This is a genomic window from uncultured Shewanella sp. (assembly GCF_947501225.1).
Lineage (GTDB): Bacteria > Pseudomonadota > Gammaproteobacteria > Enterobacterales > Shewanellaceae > Shewanella.
Window position 1 is genome coordinate 205,731 of record NZ_CANMUW010000003.1, and the last position, 24,215, is coordinate 229,945.

Here is a 24,215-nt window from a genome sequence, read left to right on the forward strand (position 1 = left end):
TCAACTTCATTGAGGGGGATTTTCCCAAGAGAAAAAGATAATGAAACGTAGAGACTTATTAAAGGCTGCGGCGATTTTGCCTGTGGCAACGTTAGGCACGGTGCATGCCTCCGGCACCGATAAAAAAGAGAAGGTGTTATTCGATCAAGAGTACGACCTGATAATCGTTGGTAGTGGCTTCGCAGGATTATCGGCCGCCTATTCGGCCAATAAAGCCGGACTGAAGAAGATCTTAATCCTGGAGAAGATGGTTGCCTACGGCGGCGCATCAGCTATCTGTGGTGGCATCGTCTGTATGCCGGGTACCAGGTTGCAGGAGAAGCATGGCATTGAAGATTCGCCTGAGCTGTTGGTGAAAGACATGGTTAAAGTTGGCCGTGGCTTCAATCACCCGGAGTTGGCAATGACTATGGCAACTCAGGCCAGCACTGCTTACGACATGATGATGGAGTGTGGTGTCGAGTTTAAAGATAAGCTGCTTCGCCTGGGTAGCCACAGCGCACCAAGGGGGCACATACCATCGAACGCATCGGGTGGCGGAATTGTTGTACCTATGCATAAGTATCTGCTTGAGAAAGGCATTCAGTTCCAGAACCGCACAAACGTGTCGGCGATCATCAATGACGGCAGCAGCGTCAGCGGTGTTGCAGTTCAAACGAACTTCGACTCTAAGACCGGAAGGTTTGATAAAGAGTTAAGCTACAGATCACGCCACGGCGTAGTGGTCGCATCCGGTGGCTGGGGCAGCGATAAACAGTTCGTCAAGACTACTATGCCGGTTTATGCAGGCTTAAGATCTACCGCTCAGTCGGGGGCCACGGCTGACATGATAAAGTCGTTACTGGCAGCCGGGTCGCTACCGGTCATGTTAGACATGTACCAGTTAGGGCCATGGGGGTCACCGGATGAGCGTCCGGCTGGTCCCGGGTCTTTCTTCTCAGATTATGCCTTCAGTGAAGGGATCGCCGTAGACCCTAAGACGGGTAGGCGTTTTGTGAATGAGCTTGCATCTCGTCGTACCCGTTCCGAAGCCGAATTGGTTGTGATGCAGAAAGGCACCAAAGAAACACCAAACTACCCATTTACCTTCTGCAGCGAAGAGACAACCAAACATGCAGAAGGGTTTAAAGCTGCCTATCGCGACGGTGCGGTGAAGAAGTCTGACTCAATAGCCGAGCTTGCGGAGCGCCATGGCGTTGACGAAGCAACGTTGACCCAGACTATTGCAGATTGGAACAAGATCGTAGACGGCGCGCCAGATCCATTCAACAAACCACTGGATGTAAGAACCGAGCTCAAGGCGCCGTTCTATTCATTTCGCTTGTCTCCCGTATTGCATTACTGCATGGGTGGTGTCGCGATCACTCCGGATGCAGAGGTCATCGATGCTACGACATGTGAGCCGATCAGGGGCTTATTCGCTGCGGGCGAGATTGCCGGCGGTGTTCACGGTATGGATCGACTGGGCGGCTGTTCATCAATTGATGGATTAGTGTTTGGACAGATCGCAGGTCGTACTGCGGCAAAATATAAGGCGAATGCATAATGAGAACTTTTCTGGTCGCAGCCACGGTTACGCTGCTGTTGTCATTCAGCGCTACAGCTGCCAACAAGATGAAACCTCACCACGAGGATGCGTTAGATTGCCGCACCTGCCACACAACCAAAGGCAAGTTTCAGCGCCCCGAGGCTGAAACCTGTATTGAATGTCATGGTGGGATGAGTGAGATCCCGACACAGCCAAACCGCTGGGATAAAAAACCTCATGGGTCACACCACTACGAAGATCTGCTTGAGTGTACGGCCTGTCACTCCGAGCACAAAGCCTCGGAAGCGATCTGCACTGAATGCCATGTGGTTGAATTTACAAATTTAAAATAAAAACAGGTAATACAATGAGAAAACTTACTGCGATTGCTGCGTCTCTGCTGGCAGCACTCGCAGTCCCTGCGGGGGCTGCGGAAATAAATGAAAACCTCAACATTGGCGGTTCTGTACGTGTTAATTACAGCTATATCGACTACAGCGAATCATCAAAAGATAAGTTGGGCGATATTGCGTTCGACACGCTGTCGCTGACGGCAAGCGGAAGTAGCGGTAACTGGGGCTTCGCCTCGGAATACCGACTCAACAAGAGTAATGACTATATCATCCTGGGTTACGCAACTTATGAGATGTCGACGGAGTTGCAGATTCAGGCTGGTATCACTCATGTGCCATTCGGTAATCACGGTTATATCTCTAACTCCTGGTGGATGGGCTTACCCTATTACCTTGGTTTTGAAGATGACCGGGATGTCGGCGTAAAAGCTGTCTATAAGAGTGGTGGAATGCAGACGGACGTCGCTTTCTTCAAGAGCCCCGAATATGGTGCGAGTAACAATGCCCGTTATGCTGCAGACCTCTATACGGGGACAATCAACGGAACTGAATATAACAATGAAGAAACTAATCAGTTCAACCTACGCCACACCCAGACCTTCGGCGCGGTTACGATCGGGGCTTCGGGGCAGTATGGTCAGATATATAACAGCGGGACTGGCAATACAGGCGACCGCTTTGCTCTTGCTGCTCACTTAGATGGAACTTTTGGTGGTTGGAATATCCAGGCACAGGCGATGCATTATGAGTTTGACGCAGCAGATTCTGCCGATGAGAACAAGATTGGTGTCTCTGTCGTCGGTTGGCAGTATGAAGTCGCATCGAAAGGGCAGATCTATAATTTTAACCTGGCAAAAACCATAGCTACAGATTGGGGAAGCGTTAAGGTCTATAACGACTTTGGGGTACTCACTCCCGATGTTGAAGATGACTCTTACGATAATAGTTTCCAGAACGTCACGGGCATGGCTATCGCGGCCGGGCCTACTTATACCATGGTTGATCTCATTGCGGGTAAGAACATGACCTTCTCGACCGCGAACAACGATCATATCGGTCTGCCTGAGGTCGGTGATGATTGGGATTACCGGGTTAATATTAACTTCGGTTACTACTTTTAAATCTGCTTAACTGCTTCTTGAATCGAGCCTCGTCTGAAATCTCCTTCATCTCTCTCAGACGGGGCTGGAAAATAAAGTGAATTTAAGAATTCTAAAAAACCGCTTTAACCATCCCACCAGATAAACCTAAATCGTTCAGATACTCACCTAATTGTAAAACCGTTTAATGGCTTCATTACCCGTACCATAAACAATCAAAGGGAGAACTCCTGTCAACTTTCAGAAATAACCTATAATAATAGTCGGGTATTATTTTGCGGAACGATACACCACTTTCCGCGTAGCCTCTTTCATTGGAACTCCTTAAGGGAGCTTTAAAAAGTGATTTGCGGCAAAGGTATCGGAGCTGAGTATGGGGTATGAACCACAACAAAGTACCGCTGTCGGCGGCATTACAATTAATCCATCCGGCATCATTCAATCTTTTGATGCGGTAGCTGAAAGTATATTTGGTTATTCAGCCGGTGAAGTTGTTGGTCGAAATGTCTCCATGCTGATGCCTGAACCCTATCACTCGATGCATGATGCATATCTGTCTCGTTATCAATGTGAAGGTGACGCACATATCATCGGCAAGGGGCGCGAACTGCCTGGTTTACGAAAGGATGGAACAAGTTTTCCACTCTGGCTGGCGGTGAATCAGGTGCAACTAGGTGAAGCAAGAGTATTTATTGGGTCGGTTCTGGATTTAAGCGCGCAGAAGGAGGCTAAGCGTTCGCTGGATCGCAGCGAGGAGCTGAATAGGGCCATATTTGAAACCGCGGTGAATCCTATTATTACTATTGATTCTAATGGACTGATTCAATCATTCAATTCGGCAGCTGAACGTCTTTTAGGCTACTCCGCGACTGAGGTTATTGATCGCAATGTCAAGATATTGATGCCAGACCCCTATCACTCTGAACATGATAGTTATCTGAATCGTTATGTTAATGGCGGAACGCCTCGTATCATCGGCTCGGGTCGCGAGGTGATTGCTCAATGTAAGGACGGCACTCTTGTTCCCATACATTTGTCAGTCGGCGAGATGGAGTTAAGCGATGGCAAAATGTTTGTCGGCATAATGACGGATCTCTCCAAACAGAAAGCTGTCGAGAAAGAGCTTGTTCAGCATCGTGAACATCTGGAAAAGTTGGTAGCTATGGCCACTGCCGAAGTTAAGGCGATAGTTCAAACCGCCGCAAGTGGTGTCATCACAATTGATGAGCTAGGTATAGTGCATGAATTTAATCCCTCTGCAACCGAGTTATTTGGTTGGAAGAGGGAGGATGTAGTTGGTCGCAATGTCTCTATGTTGATGGGTGAACCGATGAGTTCTGAGCACGATAACTACTTAAGTCAATATATTAAGAGCGGTGAGACTCATGTGATTGGCCGTGGTCGGGAGGTGATAGCGAAGCGTAAAGATAATAGTACCTTCCCGGCTTTTTTATCGGTAGGCCACAGGGATTTGGGAGAAGGCCATCACCTTTTTGTGGCATTTATCAGTGATATTACTCGGCAAAAAAAGATTGAGGGGGATTTACAACTGGCTAAGGAGTCTGCCGAATCTGGTACTCGTGCCAAATCGGCATTCCTTGCCAATATGAGTCATGAAATAAGAACGCCGATGAATTCCATAATAGGTTTTGCTGAGGTAGTGCTTCAGGCTCCGGAATTGACTGCTGAGACTGCGGGCCATGTTGAGACCATAGTGACATCCTCTAAAGCGTTATTGGGATTGATTAACGATATTTTGGATATCTCAAAGCTGGAGAGCGGTAAGTTCACTCTCGATACCGTCTGTTTTCATTTACCCAATGCTCTTGCAATTGCAATGAGAATATTGGAGCAGAAGGCGGTGGAAAAGGGATTAGAGTTAAAAACTGAATACGATGCAAAGTTGCCAACTCATTTTGTGGGAGACCCCTCCAGGCTACAGCAGGTAATGTTGAACCTGGTAGGTAATGCCATCAAGTTTACGGATAAGGGGGAGGTGAAGATTTGTGTATTACCGGGCGAGGAAGCAGGACAGTTGCATTTTAATATCAGCGATACTGGTATCGGCATGAGCCCGGAACAGCTGGATAAAGTATTTGACTCATTTGTTCAGGCCGATAGCTCCACCAGTCGTCGATTTGGTGGTACTGGGTTGGGCACCACCATTTCAAAACAGATAGTAGAGCTGATGGGGGGGGAGTTATGGGCAGAGAGTGAGGCCGGGAAGGGATCGAGCTTCCACTTTACCGCTCATATGCCTGAATCGACCAGCATGGATGCTTGTCTCTATGAAGAGCTTTCCAGGGTTGAAGATGACTATGTTTCTCCACGCTTGTTTCGCATCCTTTTGGCCGAAGATATCACTGAAAACGCCACGCTTGTTATGTTGCGGTTCAAGCAGCAGGGACACGATGTATTTTGGGCAAAGAATGGTTATGAGGTTGTCGAAGCGTTTAGGCAAGGTTCATATGACTTGATTTTAATGGATGTGATGATGCCTGAAATGGATGGTCTGGAGGCTTGTCGTAGGATACGCAGGCTTGAGAAACCCACAGGTAATCATATTCCAATTTTAGCGTTAACTGCCAGTGTGATGCGTGAGGACCACCAAAAATGTTTGAAAGCCGGTATGGATAGTGTCGAAGCAAAGCCTATTGATTTTAATAGTCTGTTTGCTGCAATAGAACAGCATGTTACCAGTGGTATAGGTACTGAGAATACGAGTCGAAAAATTAGTCCAAACCATCGGGATGAGTTTGATCTTTCTCCCGTACAGCAAGTAGCGGATATTTCGAAAGCGATGGAGGTTTGGCGGGATCCTATTGTTTATGCCAAGGCATTGCTCTCTTTTTCTCATGAGCATGCAGGTGATGCCGTATTAGTTGAGGATTTATTGAGGGGGGCTACAGATGACTTTGAACGAGCCAGAAAGTTAACTCATGCATTGAAAGGGGTGGCTGGGAACTTGATGTTGGATCGGGTTGCGCTGTTAGCTGTCGATGTCAATGCAGCCTTGAAAGCCGGTGTGAAAAATGAACTCCCCCAAATGATTGGTGAGTTAAAAAGCTCACTTGCTAAAGCCGTTGCAGCAATCGACACACTAGAGTTGCCTGAGGTTGAAGCCTTGCCAACGAAGGAGTTCGATGCCGCAGTTGTAAGTGGCTTGGCAGATGAGCTCCTTCTCGCCTTGGACAAGTTAAACCCTGATGATGTTGAGCCTGTGCTGACCCGACTTACAGAGTATGTTGGGGGAGCCGATTTGGTCCCACTTCACCGTGAAGTTGATGACTTTGACTTTGATGCGGCGAAAGATATTGCAAATGTCCTAATTGAAAAATGGGGCTTGAAACAGGGAGAAAACAGATGAAGAAAAAAATACTTCTTGTTGATGATGAACCTAATAACCTCAATGTATTGAAGCAGGTATTGAAGGATCAATATCAGCTTATTTTTGCCACAAATGGAGATAAAACACTCGAGGTGGCGGTTAAACATGAACCCGATCTGATTTTACTGGATATTATGATGCCGGGTATGAATGGTTATGAAGTGTGTGAGAGATTAAAGGCCTACCCGGCTACAGATAAGATTCCGGTCATTTTTGTTACCGCTATGAATGAAGTGGAAGATGAGGCAAAAGGTTTTGATGTTGGTGCCGTAGATTACATTCAAAAACCGATATCAGCCCCAATTGTGTTGAGGCGGGTGCAGACTCACCTTTCACTGGTGCGAGTTAATGAGCTGGAAGAAAATCAGAAGGCCGCAATATTCATGCTCGGTGAGGCGGGGCACTATAATGATACCGATACCGGTGTACATATATGGCGAATGTCGGCTTATGCCAAAGTTATTGCGGAGGCTGCCGGGTGGAGTAGTGAGCTTGCTGGGCGCCTTGAATTGAGCGCGTCGATGCATGACACCGGTAAGATTGGTATACCCGATACAATTTTGAAGGCACCGCGCAAACTGACTGCTGATGAATGGGAGGTAATGAAGAGCCACACTGAAATAGGTAACCGTATTCTGGGCATGAGTCATAATCCTATTTTTAGTATGGCCGCAGAGATAGCCCTGTATCATCATGAAAAGTGGGATGGTAGTGGTTATCCGATGGGGCTTGCAGGAGAGTCTATCCCTGAGAGTGCCAGAATCGTTGCCATTGCCGATGTTTTCGATGCATTAACTATGAACCGCCCCTACAAAGAGGCATGGTCGATTGAGGATTCCATTGCAGAGATCAGAAGTGGTTCCGGAAGCCATTTTGAGCCCAGACTGGTTGAATTCTTTTGTGGTGCTATTGAGGAGATAATTAGAATAAAAGAAAGATGGGATAAACAGGAGGTAAAAGGGAAGTAGTATCTAGTTTATAGCCAGTAAAACTGAGTCATAATCTTAACCTACTTGCCAATAGGAGAGTGTTTTAAGCCGATTTGGCGGGTAAGCAATTATACTCGAATCCAGGGGGAGAATCCTGGATTCAAGTAGATAGGGGATTAGTAAAAATCTCCGCCAATGGCTCGCTGAAGTGCGGCTTCTGCCAGTCGCTCTTCCAAGCGTTTTTTTACTTCACGTCTGTGTTTTAGATCATCGGCAGCCCGTTTATTTTTTGGGGCTGTCATCGCTTCTATCTCTGCATCGTTGGGCACAAGGTCAATAATCTGAGCCATAACCAACTCCTCTCTTGTGAAATACTTATGGCATTTTAATAGTTGCCATCGATTAGAAAATGACACCTTCAGGGTGTCAGAAAGTTAAGGTAAAGAGCAAAAACAAGCGCTATAACCTAAGACGTTAACTCGGATGAGTCGGAAACATTAGTAAGCGCTGATGAGAAAGATATCAGGCTCTTATGAGGAAAAGTGAGATCGATTTAACATTATCTATTGATGAGTTAAAAAGCCACTTTTTGCCTTTTTAATAATCAGGCTGGGTAAAATAAACTTTAATATCAGTTGTTTGCAGTCTGTGGTTAGATGCGTTATCGCTATTTTAGTGATAACACATCTAGCTTGAGATCACAAATTGAAACTCTGCTATTTTCTTAAGGCATAATTTCCAATCAGGGTTATTCGCTGTGCCAAACGGGAGTTAACACTCTCTCAGAAGCTAGAGTCCGAAACTATAGCTGTATCCCAGGATCACTTTAGGATCGTCCTGCTCCAGATCCGTATCGCTCACCATAAATGAGACTGTGCCAAGGTCGGTATCTTTATTGAGAGAGAGTGAGTAGTCGGTATAGCTGTCGACATCAAACCAGGCGGTACTCACGTCGCCGGATGAGTAGCCGTAATGTAGATCTAAGCTCAATGTGTCCGAGAAAGGGAGGGAGAAGCCAGCCTGGATATAGGAGAGATCTTTCTCATCCAGTGGATCTGCGGCTACATCACTCCCGGCATTGACTATCTTTGAGTAACTGACCGAAAACCACTTCCAACTTAATGCAGCCGTAATCTCACCAAAGTCGACACTGGAGTCGCTGTCGGGGTAGGCGTAATAGAGATAACTGATATCGTAGCCAAACTCTTCACCAACAGATCCTGAGTAACCTGCATAGAAATCAATTTCATAGCTGGTTGTATCACCAAAGTCTACATTCGAGCCCCATGTGCCAAGGTAGAGTCCGCTATCATGCTCATAATCTATGCCGGCCTGAACGGCGACGGCATCCTGGGTCTGGGTGACCCCTCTCCATAGGTAGTTAGAACTGGCGCCAATATTCCCCGTAACGCTGGCGTTAGCGCAAAAGGCCATTAAAAAAGCCGAGGCCATGATAGAGCTAGAGCTGAGTGCTTGTTTCATATTCATTCCCTTTCATTAATGAGCGAGTGTATCTTTATAGTTATTACTGCCAGAGAAAGGGCTGCTAATCTTGTGCCACAGTTAGTTTTGATTAATATCAATTGGTTACGGTGTTGTATTCTATAGCGGCGGGGGAGAGTGACTATTAATGGAGCAGAAAATGCACTCCAGTAGTGCAAGGTGTGATGATGCCGAGGTACCACCTGAGTCCTGATTCGATATGCGGATACAAAAAAACCTCCTTAAGGAGGTTTTTATTTATAAGCAATGAAAAAGCGTGATTAGTTAACGCTGTCTTTCAGAGTCTTACCGGCTTTAAATTTTGGAACAGTAGCTGCCGGGATTTGGATCTCTTTACCCGTTTGAGGGTTGCGGCCAGTACGTGCAGCACGATTAGAAGTTTCGAAAGAACCAAAACCAACGATTGAGATCTTATCACCATTTTTCATCGCTTCGGTGACAGTCTCTTCAAAAGATTTCAGTGCGCGTGCAGCTTCTGCTTTAGTCAGTTCCGCATTCTCAGCTATTTTTGCAACAAGTTCAGTCTTATTCATTTGAATAGTCTCTTCTTTCCGTAGATTTAATTATACCAATCACATTAATTACTTAGTAATCGCTGGACCTAACATGCCATAAGCCATGGCATATTAAAAGTGCTTTAGCGCTCAGAATTGCCCTTTGAGGACAATATTTGTCTAAAAATGGATCAATTTCACCTGTCGGCTTAATGAACAGGCTTGCTATCGGGCTCCTTGGCTGTCTGCATCGCGGTTAAGGTGCCGGATCTTTCTCCATAAATTGATATTTAAAGCTTATTCATCGAGTAGTTGGTAGAGGAGCTGCTTAACGAGCTGAGGCTCGAAGGGCTTATCACAGAGGGCATTGACACCGGCCAGGGAAACATTGCTGAGATGGGTGTCATTAGCCTCCGATGAGACCATAAGGATAGGGATATGAGACTGTTGGCTGTCATTACGAATAAACTGGGTCAGCGCTAAGCCATCGACGCTGGGCATATTGTAATCGGTGATCACCAGATCAAACATATTTTGCTTCATAATTTCTATGGCTTGCTCACCGTCCGTGGCCTCGGTGATCAGCTGCAGCCCTAAATTTGAGATCGTACGTCTGATGATATTTCTTGCCATCTTACTGTCATCGACAACCAGAACTCTCAAGTTATGTACATCGAAGTGGGCAAGATCGAGTTCATCTTGACTCAGAAGGTCTATGGTCGCATTGAGAGCCTTGCCTAAGTGTTCAGAAGAGAAGGGCTTGGGAAGAATGGAGACCACACCGGATTGTCTGAATACCTCAAGTTGTTCCCGGCGGCATTCACTGGAGACCAACATGAATTGAATATCGCGGTATTCATCGGCCTGTTTTAACTGCTTGAGCAGGTCCAGTGCAGTTCCATCGTCGAAATGCATGGCACTGGCCACCAGATCGGGCTGGTGGCGAGCTATGATCTCCATAGCTTCGCTGATGCTTTTAGCCGCTTGTATGTTGCAGATCCCTTCGTGGGTCAGTCTGCTGGAGATAATTTTTCTCTGTGTATCGGAAGGCTCTACAAGCAGGATTGAAAGTTCACCGGGTGATAGTGTGTGCATTGGATCAGTTCTTATTATTAGTATGTGCGGCTAAATTACCCTAAGGACAACATCTTAGCAACACGCTACCCGGCTGATTAGGCGGTGTTTTTCCCTAATGAGTCTCATCGTTACGCAGGTATGCGTTTGTCTTTTTAGAGAAGGCGACCCAAAACTGAAACCCTAGCAGAGTGACGCCGAGCAGGGCGATGAGTGGTACCGGGATCTCCTGGTTATTGATAACCACTTTCACATCGTCAGGCGTTACCTGATAGGCGATGATGGCGGTGCCTGCAAGCGCTGCGAGCCCCAGAGTCTGAATGAACAGATAGACTTTGAATGCGATGCCGGCCCAGCTGGTCCGCATGGCTAAACCTACGAGAACCGGGATAACCCCTAACGAAAAGAGATCGACGGACTGTGTGCTTACCGCTCGGTAAATCGCTACTATAGCTAATATGGAGTAGAGGAACATGATGATAAAGAGGGCAGGGCTTGGTCTTTTCATTGGAGGTCTCTTGGGTAGCGCATTAGTAGAGTTAATGAGCGGCGAGTGTAAAAAAATCAGAGTTAAGAGTCAAAATCAAAGTGATATAGATTAGAATGGCGGGAGGAAAACAGAGTGAGATTTTTATGACCGAAACAGAATTTTGGCAGCTGGTAACGAGAACGACGCCGGATCAAGACCAGATTAGCTTAGCCGATAATTTAAAGAGTAAACTTGAAGCGCTGAGTGACGATCAGCTTGTGGAATTTGATAAGTTCTTTGGACAACAGATGCGTCGGTCATACTCATGGTCGGTATGGGGAGCTGCTTATATTATTACCGGCTGTGATTCAGAGTATGCCTTTGCTGAGTTTCGCTGTTTTCTTATCTCATTGGGTAAAGAGTGGTACGACAAAGTCGTACTCAACCCGGATGACCTGGGCCAACTTACGCAGTGGCCGGAAAAGGATGGCTATGCTTATCCGTTTTTGGATGAGTACGACCTGATAGCCGGACAGATTTTTGAAGAGAGGACTGATGGGGAGTTGCCTTTCGTTCCTTCGGGGATGGCGACACCTCAGGGTAAGAAGTTCTCGACAAAGAAGAAACACCTAAAGGCGAACTACCCGCAGTTGAGCGAGGCATTTCCGTTTTAATCTCTTAGCTGGTCTCAGATAGAAAAAGCGAGGAGAGCCTCGCTTTTTTTCTGTCGGTAACCGAGGCGGCGCTGCGATCATTCGTAACAGACTTCGGCATTACTGTCATAATGCAGGCCGTTGTCATCACAGGTCTTGTCCATAAACAGTTCTTCGGCCGTCGATAGTTTCAGCTCGAACTCATCTTGTTGGCTCTCAATCAAAGCGTTTTCAGACTCACTCTGGTGAGTGGCTAAAATTTCGAAGTGTTGATTCACCGCAGCCTTTTCAGATGGCGTTAACTCATCGGCTTTGACCTGCCCGATAACAGCGGTTGCGATGAGTAAGCCGGCAATGAGGGCGACCTTTCCTGAAAATGCTACCTTGGTTTGAGTGATTGAGTGGCTCATAAATAATCTCCGGATCTGCAGTTGTGACCATAAAGGAACCGTTGGCTCTTAACCCTATCTCTTTCGGCAGATATGGATAAGAGGTGTCATCCTGGTGTATTAGTCTCGATTAATTAATGCGTATCCTATCCGGTAAAAGATGTACCGGAGCTGAATGAAAAGTGCACAGTAAAAATTCGGCGACTCGAGGGGGGGGATAACTGTTGCCGGAGTCAGCGACGAGCCTTTGTAGGAGTGGCTTTAGCCGCGAATGGTGCTTTGCTAAAAAGAGAGAGGCTTTTTAGCCTCTCAACTCGAATGGTATCTTTACTGCGCTACACAGACTTCATCGCCCGTATTCAGGTCGATCATGTATTCGCTGCAGATAGGCTGTAACAGATCGAGATCTTCGCTGTTCAGCTGTTTTTCGACAGCCTCCAGTTGCCTGTCGGCGCTCATATCTTCGGTCATAGCCTCATATTGCGAAAGTAGCTCATGGGCCGTTGTTGTGCTCTCGTCGATACTGATGAGTTCGCTTGCATTAGCATTGACACCTATGAATGTTAAGCTGAACAAGCTGATAAGTAAGGTGTTTTTAATGCTAGATGTCATAGTGTCGCTCCTATACACAAGTTGTGGGGTCTCGAAATATTGGAGTGGGATATTAGCACGGGAAACTTGAACATCGGCTGAATTGGCAGTGAGGATAACGCCTGCTCCCCCCTTCGCAATTGCAATACTGAGGGCTGGCTGGTCGATGAGCTGGTGGCATCGGTTATCGAAGGGGGGGGGGAAATAGCTTCAGCGCTACCTTGTCCAGTGAGCCATTTGGGTCACAACTACTCGTTGTTCATCGTTTCACACTGAAATCCCTGACGGCTCGAGTCGAAACGGCATCGCAATCCACACTCCCAGGGGGCTTGATCATACTGTGCCGACTTTTCTAACGAATAGCTTCGACAGGAGGGGTAATCATCAAAATCATCGACCTTCTTATATCTGCCCGAGTTATAGCCATTGGTATAGACAAATGAAGACCAGGTCTCCGGCTCACTCCTCGTTTCAGAGCGGTTGATCAGATACAGGGTTACCCCCAGGGTAATGAAAAGCGTAATGACGAAGATAACGGGCTGAGCATTTTTCATTGATGAGTGAACCCACTGGAGAGAGAGTCGGTATTTTATACTTAAATCATTGACTAATGCGAGCCTCAAGGCGATCTCCTGCATGGAACTGCTTGCGATTGAGTAAGTGGCCTCCTTAACAGTTCCCATGCAACCGGGTCAGATATTTACCGATACAGTTTTTACCAACTATGATGTAATTGATTGTCGATTGTAACGGTCTTATTTAGATAATGTACTATACAACTGGCTAGCCATTAATTTCTTTGCATTAAGCATATATACAGGTTAGGTTCTGTACATTAATTGTTCGCCAGTCCAGATACCTTCTCTATGTCGATATCTTTTTAATAGTGGCTGCTTGGTAATCAATATCAGCGTTTAGCCTCAGGAGGCCCATATGAAGTTAACCTATTTACTATTTGCGGGAGTTTTAACTTCCGGCGCGGTTGTTGCTGCAGACGAAGCTGTTGAAAATCCGACGACAGAACAGGGAGTGGTTAAAATTCAATGGCAAGATCCTAAGAGCTTTCGCGATGTGAAAGCGGTGAGCGATATTCAATCCCGCTATGAACAGAGAACGTTTGAGGCTCTGACTAAGAACCTCAACAAAGCGGCGGGTAAGACCCTGAAGCCGGATCAGAAACTTGAGATGCTGGTGACTGATCTCGATCTTGCCGGTGATGTCAGACCTACATTTGGTGCTACCATGAATGATATTCGGCTGATCGAAGAGATATATCCCCCCCGTATCACCTTCAGCTATAAGGTGTTGGAGGGAGATAAGGTGATTATGGCCGGGGACGAGAAGTTGACCGATATGGGCTTCATGCAGAGCGTCGGACGCATGAACGACAAGCCCTACAGATATGAATCAAAGCTATTGGCCGATTGGTTGAACAAAACGGTTGCTCCTAAGCTCTGATTGACCTTTTAAGCGACTCTGTCGTCTGAATCTTTAAACAGGCTAAATGAGCTTTTCGCTTGTTTAGCCTGTTTTTTTGCCCTGGCACTATAGGTGGATAGTTGATGTTCGGTGCATTGTGATGTCACCGATGGTGGCAGCACTCCGACGCATAAGCCGATCAGTTCATGTTCGCAAGCCTCTCCTTTACGATCTTCTCCCCCCATCTTCTGAGCCTGCCAATGAATGTCGGAATAGAAGAGTCTTCTTCTTTTTGAAAAGTTGACCAGAACCTGACGACAAAGAATCTCTATGCTCTCCCCGGTACTGATGATAACGAAGTCATCGCCGCCCACATGGCCGATAAAATTATCGTTATCATGATGTTGCTCCAACAAGTCTGCCACCTCCTGGATCACTTCATCACCGCGACAAAAGCCGTAGATATCGTTATAAGGCTTAAAGTTGTTGAGATCGAAATAGGCGAGATAAAAGGGCTTGCTTTGTAGCCTTAGGCGCTTTATCTCCTCCTGGATCGGAATATTTCCCGGCAGCCCGGTCAACGGGTTTGCGTGACGAGCCATTTTAATTCTCTGCTCTGTGAGTTGTTGCAGTAACTCTTTGGTGTGGCCTATTCCCAGGAGTTCGTTGTTTCGCATCACGATGAACTGCTGAGACATGACATGGTTGGCATCAGAAGTCAGTGACTGGCTGACTTGGGACAGTGGTGTGGTCGCGTCGACTGTGAGTACCTGTGGGTCCATTATCTCTGCGGCACTTCTGTTTTCATGCAGAGCCCGGCCATAGGGGGTTATAAACAACTCCATCAACTGAGTACGGTTGATGAGACCAAGTGGGGAATTACCCTTAATGACGGCGACAGCCTGTAGATCCGGTTGAGAGCTGAACATCTCGATAAGGGTTTTAAGCTTAGTATCCTGGCTGGTGGTGATTGCGCTATGGGTGAGACTCTCTGCAGTTTCGGTATAGCGTAGCTGTCTTCTCACCGGCTCTTGCGGAATATGAGCCTTCAGTTCCTGGTTGGGCTGTTCTGCAGGCCGACCTAGGAGGTAACCCTGACAATAGATGATGCCTAACTGTTTGAGTATGGCCAACTCTGAATCGGTTTCAATGCCTTCGGCTATGACCTTACAGGAGAGGTTCTGGCAGAGCTCTATGATTGAGCGGACGAACTCCTGTTTCACCGGCGATTGATCTATCCGGTGAATGAAGTGGCGATCGATCTTGACATAATCCGGTGCCAGTTCTGACCAGAGTCTGAGTCCGGAGTAACCTGTGCCAAGATCATCGATAGCGGTAAGAAAACCCTGGCTTCGATAGTAGCTGAGACAAGATTTAAGCAGGTCGATATCATCGGCCGGATACTGTTCGGAAAGTTCAATCACGACCTGAGAAGGTGACAGCCCCAACTCCTGAACTAAACTAAGCGTTATCCCTTTGGCATGATTGGGTTCGAGCAATACCTTAGGTGAGATATTGATGAACAGCTTTCCACCGAGGCGTTTTTCCTTGAAATGTGTGATGGAGGTGTTTCGGCATAAGCTTTCCAGCTCACTGAGGCGTCCTTCATAGGATGCAGTCTTAAACAGCGGAACCGGCGAGAAAAGAGGGCTGTGTTGAGGCCCCCTACTCAAGGCTTCATAACCATGTAGGCTATGGTTATTGATATTAAAAATGGGTTGAAAGAGAGCATTTATCTGCTTTCTGTCAATGACCTTACCGAGTTCTTTTCCTAGATCTATCGCCGACATCTTTATCACCTTTCTCTATATTGAGAAGAGCTTACGATGTTAAAGTGACGCCTGGATGACAGAGTGGCCGATGGCAGATATTTTTACTCTTTGGTCTGCTCTTTGAAAGCTTGCAGGGTTTGCAGTAATACCCCAAGCTTACGGACAAATTTCTCTAAGGCTGCGGGCAGGGACTCCGCATCGGTTGGCATCTTATCGAGTTCATCCGCCAGTTCCTGAACATAAGGGCGGAAGCGATTGCTGCTGGTGCTGAAACCCTCTTCATGGGTGAAGATAGTATTGAACTTACCATGGCCGGCTTTTTTTAATTCATCCAGCTTGGCATCGGCATCGATCGATTTACGATAGGCTGTTTGTAAATTTTCTCTTAGTTGTTCAATAACACGTGTGTGTGGCATAACAGCCTCTCATTTACATAAATATTTAATTGTCGGGATTATAAGGGGCGAAGTAGATGGCAACAAGTCAAGTTAAACGATTAGTTGTAATGATATGGGCGTTTGTGTCTATGGGCCTTGCGAGTGTCCAGGCTGCACCATTGGACACCCCTCCTTTTTATAAAATTGAATATAAAGGGAAAGTCTCATACCTGCTTGGTTCTATACATGTAGGTAAGGCAGACTTTTATCCTATGGCGGCTCAGATTGAGTCAATCTTTGACTCTGCCGCTTCCCTGGCCGTCGAAGCCGATGCTGCCAGCGAAGATATCCCCTCTCTCATCAGAAAATATGGCATAGGCCAGGCACCTATCGATGCCGAAACTCAGGCCATTCTTGATGGTTACTGCAAGAAAAGGCTTAACGAGTGCGCCGCGTTGCGGGGGTATGCGCCTTGGCTACAGTCGATGCAACTGGGTATGGCCAGGTTTGAAGCCTTGGGTTACAGCGCGGTATATGGTGTCGAGCAGGTGTTGATCTCAAAAAACAGAGGCAGGCCCTTGCTGGAACTGGAAAGTACCGAATTTCAGTTTCGCCTCATGGCTTCCTTCGACAGCGATACTCAATGGAGTATGGTTAAAGAGGCGATAGAGGGACCCGATGAGGATATGCATGGACTGATAAGTTCGTGGCGAACCGGAGATGAACAGCACCTTGCCGAGCTGATGGAGGGGCAGATGTCAGATGGTGACGATACAGAGTTATTGGAGAAGATACTGTGGCAAAGAAATGTAGACATGGCACAGAGGATCCGGGAGTTGATGCTCGACCCAGATACGCCTCAGCCTATGTTCATCGCGGTAGGAGCCGGACATGTTGTTGGTGAGAGAAGCATGGTGCTTGAGATGCAAAAACATGGTGCCAGGACGACAAACTGCTGGAAGCATCAGTGCAGCCCGAGATAAGTGAACTTTCGTAAAGCTTGCACAGCTGTAAATAACGGGCAGCTTGACGCGGTGCTGACTATACTCTGAAAGCTGGCCTGTTTGTGTAAACTCCGTTTTTGGGTTCAGCAGTTGTTCCAACCCGTTCTACAGCAGGGAGGCTGAATGCAAACTGTCGCACTAACTCCGCCACGAACCGGCTTCGAGGGGATCCCCAGAAATTGGGACGATAGACACAGAAAGGTGATCGCCAGAGTCGATCCCGGTGCCTTCTATATTACCTCCCAGGATGAATATATCTTTACCCGTTTGGGGTCCTGTGTCGCAGCTTGCATCTGGGATCCACTGTTGGGAATTGGTGGGCTAAATCATTTTCTTCTTCCCGAGAGAGAGCTGCATGAAGATTGGCACCAGTTAACCAGTTACTCCTGTCGTTACGGTAACTTAGCTATGGAGCAGTTGATCAACGGCATCCTGGCTGCCGGAGGGCAGCGTCACCGCTTAAAGGCTAAAGTTTTTGGTGGTGCCCAGATGACGAAGGGCTCGGTGCTGAATGTCGGTCAGTCTAATATTGAGTTTGTGAAAAACTATCTGGCGCTTGAGGAGATAGTGATAGAGAAAGAGGATCTAGGCGGCCCCTGGCCAAGGAAAGTCCTCTTTCATCCCAATAGCGGTAAAGTACTATTGAAGCGTATGTCTCCGGAGCGAATCACTCAGATGATGCAGGAGGAGAAGGTCTATCTCAAAGGGATTGTCTCTGAGCAGGAGGACAATCAGGTCGAACTATTCGATTAGCAGCCTGGCTCAGCTAGCCAGGTTCGTGGCCTGATACCCTAAGCCGAGTAACTAAGTTGTTTCGTTTCTTGTTCCATACTTTTTGCACATCTGTTAGCGATTGATTATCAGGGCCCCTTTGTTGGTTACAACTAAGGACAAACTCGCTCGCTTTGGGTATAATCGCGCGCTTGATATCGATTTGGTGGTTTGAAATTTGAAAGGTTCGGTAGGCGTGGAAAAAGATTATTCGATTGAATTAAAGGCGATGCCTTCGCTGTTCTCCTTGTATCGCAAGATCTTCTTTGGTCGTAAGCCGGGTTGGAATGAGCAGGCCTTACCTAAGATCCGGGTCAGTAGTGGCAATATCGCTTTATCAAGAGATAAAGTTGAGCAATACGCCTCTGTCTGTGGTTTCGATTTCGATGGTAAAACACTCCCCCTGACCTATCTCTATGTGATGGCATTTCGCCTGCACGCGGTGATTTTCACCCACCAGGCTATCACCTTCCCTCTGTTGGGGATGATACATCTGAGAAATAGCATCACCCGTCACCGAAGCGTAGGTGTCGATGAGAAGTTCGATATAGAGTGTGAATTAACCGGCAGCCAGGTGACTGATTCCGGGCTGGAGTTCGATCTGGTCTCCCGGGCTTTCGTCGATGGCCAGTTGGTATGGGAGTCACTGTCGACCTACCTTTATCGTATTGAAAGTGCCTCGCGACGTGTTCGTCCGCCAAAGGGTAATGGAATGGCGTGGGATACACCGCAAGTGTGGTCTCTGTCCGATGATCTCGGCCGCCGTTATGCTAAAGCGTCCGGCGACTATAACCTGATTCACCTGCATCCGCTGCTCTCTAAGCGTTTTGGTTTCGATAGAGTGCTTGCTCATGGAATGTGGTCTAAAGCCCGTTGCATAGCCCAGATGATGCCGCAAATTGGCGATCGCCCCTGTACAGTGGATGTCGCATTTAAGTTGCCGCTCTTCATGCCTGCGGATGTGAGCTTTGCCTCTGAAGATGGTGAGGAGAGTCTCGTGTTTGAGTTGAGAGACTCCCGCGGTCGTCGCCCGCACCTATCCGGTGAGCTTAGATTTATATAGCTCTGAGCATCTTACTCAGTTTTCCATTCGATTGAATAGTAAAAGGCGCTCGATACGCCTTTTACTTTTTATCTATATCGCTGAAACAAGTCGTTAACGGCTAAGACCATGTTTTTTGATTTAGATTCATAAAAGCTTAAATAAGTCTGACATTTGATGGTTAACTATTTAGCTCACGTCGTAGATCCCCTATATTCGGGGCGCACATTTTATTCCACCTGAATCTATCCTACATATTATTAAAAAAGGGGAACATTAGAATGCTGACCGATATTGAGATCTCACGTCAAAGTAAGCATCGCCCTATCAGCCAAATCGCAGAGAAATTTGGCATTGCCCCATCTGAACTCTCTCCTTTTGGAGACACTAAGGCCAAAGTTAACCTCTCCATCCTTGATCGAGTAGAAGATAATCTGGATGGGAAGCTAGTGGTCGTCACTGCCGTGACGCCAACTCCCTTCGGTGAAGGGAAAACCGTTACCAGCATTGGGTTGACCCAAGGGTTAAATGCCATCGGTAAGAAAACCTGTGCCTGTATTCGCCAACCCAGCATGGGGCCGGTATTTGGTATCAAGGGAGGGGCAGCCGGTGGTGGTTACTCTCAGGTTGTCCCGATGGAGGAGCTCAACCTGCACCTTACCGGTGATATTCATGCCGTGAGCAGTGCTCACAATCTTGCTGCTGCCGCTATCGATGCCAGATTATTTCATGAGTCCCGAATGACGGCCGATGAGTTCCGGGAACAGTCCGGACAAGATCCCCTTGATATCGATCCGCAGCAGATCCTGTGGCGCAGGGTAGTCGACCATAATGAGCGCAGCCTGAGAAATATAACTGTAGGGTTGGGAGCTAATAACGGCCCCGTTCACGACTCGGGTTTTGATATCACCGCCGCGTCTGAATTGATGGCAATCTTGGCTTTGAGCCTGGATTTGAAAGATATGCGCAAGCGTATCGGCCAGTTAGTGCTGGCACTGGACACCCGGGGAAGCGCTATCACTGCGGAGCAGCTGGGTGTTGCCGGGGCGATGACGGTTATCATGACCGATGCAATAGAGCCAACCCTGATGCAGACATTAACCGGAGACCCCTGCCTCATCCACGCCGGCCCCTTCGCCAATATCGCCCATGGGAACTCATCGATTATCGCCGACAGGATAGCCTTAAAGCTTGCCGACTTCGTGGTGACTGAGGGTGGGTTTGGTTCCGACATGGGGTTTGAGAAGTTCTGTAACATCAAGGCTCGGGTATCGGGCAAAGCCCCCGATGCTGCCGTTGTGGTCGTGACGTTGAAGGCGCTGAAAGCCAACTCCGGAATCGATTCTCAAAGGGATATCAACCAGCCCGATATGACACGCCTTCAAGCCGGTTTTGCCAATCTTAAGTGGCATATCGATAATGTGAGCCAGTATGGAGCGCCTGTCGTTGTAGCGATAAATCGTTTTCCTACCGATACCGATGAGGAGCTGGCATGGCTTAAGGCGCAGGTAGCGCAAACACAGGCCTTTGGCTGTGAGGTGTGTGATGGATTCGCGCAGGGGGCGAAAGGCGCAGAGGCGCTCGCTAGAACCGTTGTTACTGCAACGGAGCAGGAGTCAGACTTCAGCTTTCTCTATCGGCTCGACTCGGATATTGAGTCGAAACTGCTCACTATCGCCGAGGCGGGTTACGGTGCCAAGGGGGTAAGCTTGTCAAACGATGCCAGACGTCAGCTGCAGGAGATTAAATCCATGGGGTTAGATAAGCTGGCGTTGTGCGTGGCCAAGACGCCGCTATCGATAAGTCATGAGCCCAAAGTTAAGGGGGTTCCAACAGGGTTTGAGCTTCCTGTCACCCAACTGAAAGTCAATGCCGGAGCGGGCTTTATCACAGCCTTAGTCGGTAAGGTGATGACAATGCCGGGGCTGGGTATTAAGCCGGGATATCTGAATGTGGATATCAATGAGGACGACGAGATAGTCGGGTTGGCGTAACTTTAAGCCTGAAAGGGCTGAGACGACGGCCTTTGGCCTATCGCTTTGCGGACGGTGAAACCTATTCGACGAGCTAGGCTCAAAAAGGGAAAACAAGGCGACAAATCATTGAAGCCCTGTTTTCCTGTTAGCCAGAAATACCTGTGTTATATCGATTGATATTAGTCAGCTCGTAGTGAGCATCGTCTTAGCTTGTACAGTCAGCTCTGCTGGCGCCGGTTAGGGCGTGCCCGTCAATTAGCTCACTTGGTGAGCGTCTTGCTGTTTCACTCTGATTGATAAATATGCACATCCCGCTGCGGGAATGGAATACTGATATTTTCCTCATCGAAACGCATCTTAACGGTGCGGGTCACATCCCAATATACATCCCAATAATCTTCGGGTCTGGCCCAAGGGCGCACAACGAAATCTACCGAAGACTCACCTAAGGTATGCAACTTGACGATGGGCTCAGGGTTTTTTAGTACCTTAGGGTGTTCCTGTAATATGGCATTCATGACGCGTTCGGCTTTCTCTATGTCATCGCTATAGCCTATGCCAAAAGTCATATCCACACGTCTTTGATGTTCAACTGTGATGTTGTTGATGGTATCACCCCAGATCTTATTATTCGGGATGATCAATCTCTGGTTATCCAGGGTCTTAATGGTGGTTGATACTAAGCTCATATGACTGACCTTACCCGTCACTCCGGCGGCATTGATCAGATCGCCGACATCATAGGGGCGATAGATAAGAATCATCATGCCCGATGCGAAGTTTGATAGCGTGTCCTGAAGTGCAAAACCGATAATCACACCGGCAACACCGAAACCAGCTAACAGCGGGCCGAGCTCAATTCCTAACTGAGAGAGGGCTATGAGAACACCTAAGGTGAATACGGCCTTACCCGATAGCGAGATAAAGAACTCCTGCAACAGAAGGCTGAACTGTAACTTGGAGTTGCTGACCGTTTTCTTAACGATTTTCTGAGCCAGTTTGCCGGCCAGATTGGCAATAAACAGAATTAAGACGAAGATAAAAAGTTTAAATATGACTCCGGGTCCGTTATCTATGGCTTGGGTCTTAGCCGCGCTGAACCATTGCTCTATCAGGCTAGAGGCGACATCAATATTCAGTACATCCTGAGTGATATCCCCTGAGGTACTGAACAGGGTCTGTTTCAATTCGGCGGTATCCTGACCTACAGCGTCAAGCAGACTTATTGCAACGGCCAGGCTGGAGCTGCTCTGCGCCAGTCTTTCGTTGAGTTGAGTGACGAGCAGAGTCTGCTCTGAGGTGACATCGCTGCCGGCAAGGCTGGCCTCATCCACAGCATTTTGTAGCTTCTCCTGGGTGTATTGAACCAGGCTATTGAGCTCATCGGCGCGTTTAACCAATGTTTGGCTGAGGAGTTCGGCCTGATCTCCTGTATCGATTGTTAACTTTTTTGCCCACTCCAGGGTGTCGAGTTTGGCTTCCAGTTGCTCGTCACGCTCTCTCTCGGTGAGTGAGAGCTGCATCATGATCATGGCATCACTATCTTTACCGAGTTTACTCTTTAGCTGCTTGATCTCGTTGGCGTAATAGCTATCCACCTGGTTGATGAAATCCAGGTGCTCTTTGACCAGTGGACGCAACAGCTCGATATTAAGCGGTGTCTCATCCATCAACTCCTTGAGTTTAAGGTGGAGCTGCTGGGCATTCTTTTTAATCCGGTATTCGGTGAAGCTGGTTAGCTCCCCTTTCGTCTGCTTGAGGCGCTGGACATCTTGAGTGATCGAATTCTGCAGTGAGGAGAGTTCACCGAACTCAGCGGGGGCTTCTATCGAACTTTCTACCTTGGTTTCTGCATGAGAAGGCATGCCACTTAGCCCAACTATTGTGAGCAACACCAGAGAGAGTATGCGATACATAGGTCAATTCCTTTTACTTTGGTCGGTGCCTATAATATTACTTTGGTAAGGTTACTGTAAATTGAGAAAGCTGATTTTCATTATTCGGTATTTTAATGAATGGTGATAACGGCGGGCAGGAAACCGTATTTTTGACTCAGATTCTGTTAGACTCACGCATCGAAATTTTTGTAAGACGTAGAGGCTCAACACGTGTTGTGTACCCACTGTAGTCAGTCTTTTGGTGTAAACCAGGTTCTGAACCAAAGAGGCAAAGGCTTAAACTCGCAGATCCAGTGCCCACACTGTGAGGCTTGGTTAGGCAAGAGTCCAACTCTATCCCGCTTAAAAATATTGGGTTTTTATATCGGTGTTGCCGCCTTGGTCTACGGCTACTTCACGCCCGAGCTTCGCAACATTACTACAGCGGTCGCGATATTTTCGGCCATGATCTTGCTCGTCAGCCATATGATGGATCACCTGAAGGTCACCCAGGCACCCGAGCAACCCCAGATCGATGATAGCGAGCATAGACGCAAGTATCGCTAGGGGAGCGTTTATTGTCAGTGCTATTGTTTAACTGGCGAGACAGCGAAAGGGGCAATGGTTGGGGCACTTGATGAAAGGATTGCTTAAGCAGGCAGCTTTTTACTCGCTGTCGATCGCGGGAACATAGGCATTCCCGCAGTCATCTGAATAATCGGGTCATAGAGATAAGCCGGGTGTTGAATTAATCGATCACCTGAACCTGTGCTTCTAAGGCTGTTTCGACATAGTAGATCCCACCGCCAACAGCAATGAAAAAGATTGCGGTCCAAAGGATCATTTTAAAGTTTTCACGAAAGAATTCTAGCATGGTCGTATACTCCCCCGGTGGGTATAATTTCGAACAATAAAATTAATGTATCTGATGCAATATTAGTCTGTACAGCTTAAGTCAGTATTAATTATTTGGCGAAATTTATCGATCGGGATCACCCTGGGGGGAAGTGTGACTTACGGTTTCTTACATTTATTGTATCAATCGTTGCCATTTATAGCCGAATCGTAACTTGACTTAACCTTCTGTTTGCATAAACTTGACCGCGATTTGTTGGTATTAGTTTTTCAAAACACTATCTATGGTGCCTTTTTATGGTGAAAAGTAGCGTAAGACGAGGAGTTGCAATTTGGCTGTCTGCCATATTGATCTGCCTGTCGTTTGCCGCTTCTGCCCATAGTGTTGAGCATATCGATGATGGAGCACAGGGACACTGTACTCTCTGTTTTCATCAGCATCAGTTAAACAAGTTACTGCCAACTCATCAGTTTCAGCTTCCCGTCTCACTTCCTGTCTATGAGGTCGTTAACTATCGAGCTCGTGTGCATCACGCGGTTCACGTTAATCGTTTTCGTAGCCGAGCTCCTCCAATTTCAGCGCAAGATCGAATTCACACCATAGAAGTTTAACGTCTCAGATAATCATTTTATTGATTATGAAGCGTGTTT

The 24,215-nt window shown here is 47.4% G+C and carries 25 protein-coding genes; 13 read left to right on the forward strand and 12 right to left on the reverse strand.

Annotation, left to right across the window (positions count from 1 at the left end):
* Positions 1-40 precede the first annotated feature (40 nt).
* The 5 genes from Q1B47_RS06425 to Q1B47_RS06445 all read left to right on the forward strand — a co-directional run bounded on the left by Q1B47_RS06425 (position 41) and on the right by Q1B47_RS06445 (position 7,337).
* The gene (locus Q1B47_RS06425; protein ID WP_299790388.1) at positions 41-1,546 is read left to right on the forward strand and encodes a flavocytochrome c; all 1,506 of its coding nucleotides are present in this window, start codon (positions 41-43) and stop codon (positions 1,544-1,546) included.
* Positions 1,546-1,881: a cytochrome c3 family protein gene (locus Q1B47_RS06430; protein ID WP_299790391.1), complete on the forward strand. Its 336-nt coding sequence runs from the start codon at positions 1,546-1,548 to the stop codon at positions 1,879-1,881. Before Q1B47_RS06425 ends, Q1B47_RS06430 begins: the two co-directional genes overlap by 1 nt.
* A 14-nt stretch (positions 1,882-1,895) precedes the next feature.
* Positions 1,896-3,002 (forward strand): hypothetical protein, encoded by a 1,107-nt coding sequence (locus Q1B47_RS06435; protein WP_299790394.1) that lies wholly within the window; start codon positions 1,896-1,898, stop codon positions 3,000-3,002.
* Between the two features lie 352 nt (positions 3,003-3,354).
* Positions 3,355-6,348 carry a PAS domain S-box protein gene (locus Q1B47_RS06440; RefSeq protein WP_299790397.1) on the forward strand — a complete coding sequence of 998 codons (2,994 nt, stop codon included), beginning with the start codon at positions 3,355-3,357 and terminating at the stop codon, positions 6,346-6,348.
* A complete protein-coding gene (locus Q1B47_RS06445) occupies positions 6,345-7,337 on the forward strand; it encodes an HD domain-containing phosphohydrolase (protein ID WP_299790400.1) in 993 nt (330 codons plus the stop codon). The genes Q1B47_RS06440 and Q1B47_RS06445 overlap by 4 nt, the downstream gene beginning before the upstream one ends.
* 137 nt (positions 7,338-7,474) lie before the next feature.
* On the opposite strand, the gene Q1B47_RS06450 is transcribed toward Q1B47_RS06445, so the two are convergent.
* From Q1B47_RS06450 to Q1B47_RS06470, 5 genes are all read right to left on the reverse strand, one after another.
* Entirely contained in the window at positions 7,475-7,648 is a 174-nt protein-coding gene (locus Q1B47_RS06450) for a hypothetical protein (protein ID WP_299790403.1), read from the reverse strand.
* A 439-nt stretch (positions 7,649-8,087) separates the two neighbouring features.
* On the reverse strand, positions 8,088-8,780 hold the full coding sequence (locus Q1B47_RS06455; RefSeq protein WP_299790406.1) for a TorF family putative porin: 693 nt from the start codon (positions 8,778-8,780) through the stop codon (positions 8,088-8,090).
* 281 nt (positions 8,781-9,061) lie between these two features.
* Positions 9,062-9,334 carry an HU family DNA-binding protein gene (locus Q1B47_RS06460; RefSeq protein ID WP_012140949.1) on the reverse strand — a complete coding sequence of 91 codons (273 nt, stop codon included), beginning with the start codon at positions 9,332-9,334 and terminating at the stop codon, positions 9,062-9,064.
* Positions 9,335-9,592: 258 nt separating this feature from the next.
* Complete coding sequence (locus Q1B47_RS06465) at positions 9,593-10,390, reverse strand: response regulator (RefSeq protein WP_299790416.1); 798 nt, start codon at positions 10,388-10,390, stop codon at positions 9,593-9,595.
* 94 nt (positions 10,391-10,484) lie between these two features.
* A complete protein-coding gene (locus Q1B47_RS06470; RefSeq protein ID WP_299790419.1) occupies positions 10,485-10,877 on the reverse strand; it encodes a hypothetical protein in 393 nt (130 codons plus the stop codon).
* A gap of 125 nt (positions 10,878-11,002) precedes the next feature.
* Here Q1B47_RS06470 and Q1B47_RS06475 point away from each other — a divergent pair, with 125 nt between their 5' ends.
* Positions 11,003-11,512 (forward strand): DUF4240 domain-containing protein, encoded by a 510-nt coding sequence (locus Q1B47_RS06475; protein WP_299790422.1) that lies wholly within the window; start codon positions 11,003-11,005, stop codon positions 11,510-11,512.
* Positions 11,513-11,589: 77 nt separating this feature from the next.
* Here Q1B47_RS06475 and Q1B47_RS06480 read toward each other — a convergent pair whose 3' ends face one another.
* From Q1B47_RS06480 to Q1B47_RS06490, 3 genes are all read right to left on the reverse strand, one after another.
* Entirely contained in the window at positions 11,590-11,901 is a 312-nt protein-coding gene (locus Q1B47_RS06480; RefSeq protein WP_299790425.1) for a hypothetical protein, read from the reverse strand.
* Positions 11,902-12,207: 306 nt separating this feature from the next.
* Entirely contained in the window at positions 12,208-12,492 is a 285-nt protein-coding gene (locus Q1B47_RS06485; RefSeq protein WP_299790429.1) for a hypothetical protein, read from the reverse strand.
* A gap of 227 nt (positions 12,493-12,719) precedes the next feature.
* Positions 12,720-13,025: a hypothetical protein gene (locus tag Q1B47_RS06490; RefSeq protein ID WP_299790432.1), complete on the reverse strand. Its 306-nt coding sequence runs from the start codon at positions 13,023-13,025 to the stop codon at positions 12,720-12,722.
* 379 nt (positions 13,026-13,404) lie between these two features.
* Between Q1B47_RS06490 and Q1B47_RS06495 the strand changes: the two genes are divergently transcribed.
* On the forward strand, positions 13,405-13,929 hold the full coding sequence (locus Q1B47_RS06495; RefSeq protein ID WP_299790435.1) for a DUF3016 domain-containing protein: 525 nt from the start codon (positions 13,405-13,407) through the stop codon (positions 13,927-13,929).
* Positions 13,930-13,937: 8 nt separating this feature from the next.
* Here Q1B47_RS06495 and Q1B47_RS06500 read toward each other — a convergent pair whose 3' ends face one another.
* Together Q1B47_RS06500 and Q1B47_RS06505 are read right to left on the reverse strand one after the other, a co-directional pair.
* Complete coding sequence (locus Q1B47_RS06500; RefSeq protein ID WP_299790438.1) at positions 13,938-15,680, reverse strand: GGDEF domain-containing protein; 1,743 nt, start codon at positions 15,678-15,680, stop codon at positions 13,938-13,940.
* Positions 15,681-15,763: 83 nt separating this feature from the next.
* Positions 15,764-16,078: a prephenate dehydrogenase gene (locus Q1B47_RS06505; RefSeq protein ID WP_299790441.1), complete on the reverse strand. Its 315-nt coding sequence runs from the start codon at positions 16,076-16,078 to the stop codon at positions 15,764-15,766.
* 56 nt (positions 16,079-16,134) lie between these two features.
* On the opposite strand from Q1B47_RS06505, the gene Q1B47_RS06510 reads away from it, so the two are divergent.
* The 4 genes from Q1B47_RS06510 (at position 16,135) to Q1B47_RS06525 (ending at position 20,850) form a co-directional block, all read left to right on the forward strand.
* Entirely contained in the window at positions 16,135-17,022 is an 888-nt protein-coding gene (locus Q1B47_RS06510) for a TraB/GumN family protein (RefSeq protein ID WP_299790444.1), read from the forward strand.
* A 144-nt stretch (positions 17,023-17,166) separates the two neighbouring features.
* Entirely contained in the window at positions 17,167-17,796 is a 630-nt protein-coding gene (locus Q1B47_RS06515) for a chemoreceptor glutamine deamidase CheD (RefSeq protein WP_299790447.1), read from the forward strand.
* A 247-nt stretch (positions 17,797-18,043) separates the two neighbouring features.
* Positions 18,044-18,877 carry a MaoC/PaaZ C-terminal domain-containing protein gene (locus Q1B47_RS06520; RefSeq protein ID WP_299790981.1) on the forward strand — a complete coding sequence of 278 codons (834 nt, stop codon included), beginning with the start codon at positions 18,044-18,046 and terminating at the stop codon, positions 18,875-18,877.
* Positions 18,878-19,137: 260 nt separating this feature from the next.
* Positions 19,138-20,850 carry a formate--tetrahydrofolate ligase gene (locus Q1B47_RS06525; protein ID WP_299790450.1) on the forward strand — a complete coding sequence of 571 codons (1,713 nt, stop codon included), beginning with the start codon at positions 19,138-19,140 and terminating at the stop codon, positions 20,848-20,850.
* A 266-nt stretch (positions 20,851-21,116) separates the two neighbouring features.
* Here the strand turns inward: Q1B47_RS06525 and Q1B47_RS06530 are convergent, their stop codons facing one another.
* Positions 21,117-22,748 (reverse strand): mechanosensitive ion channel family protein, encoded by a 1,632-nt coding sequence (locus Q1B47_RS06530; protein ID WP_299790453.1) that lies wholly within the window; start codon positions 22,746-22,748, stop codon positions 21,117-21,119.
* Between the two features lie 192 nt (positions 22,749-22,940).
* Between Q1B47_RS06530 and Q1B47_RS06535 the strand changes: the two genes are divergently transcribed.
* On the forward strand, positions 22,941-23,276 hold the full coding sequence (locus Q1B47_RS06535; protein WP_299790456.1) for a hypothetical protein: 336 nt from the start codon (positions 22,941-22,943) through the stop codon (positions 23,274-23,276).
* Between the two features lie 181 nt (positions 23,277-23,457).
* On the opposite strand, the gene Q1B47_RS06540 is transcribed toward Q1B47_RS06535, so the two are convergent.
* Positions 23,458-23,583 (reverse strand): hypothetical protein, encoded by a 126-nt coding sequence (locus Q1B47_RS06540; protein WP_299790458.1) that lies wholly within the window; start codon positions 23,581-23,583, stop codon positions 23,458-23,460.
* A 278-nt stretch (positions 23,584-23,861) separates the two neighbouring features.
* On the opposite strand from Q1B47_RS06540, the gene Q1B47_RS06545 reads away from it, so the two are divergent.
* Positions 23,862-24,176 (forward strand): ABC-type zinc uptake system zinc chaperone, encoded by a 315-nt coding sequence (locus tag Q1B47_RS06545; protein ID WP_299790460.1) that lies wholly within the window; start codon positions 23,862-23,864, stop codon positions 24,174-24,176.
* The last annotated feature ends 39 nt before the right edge of the window (positions 24,177-24,215 follow it).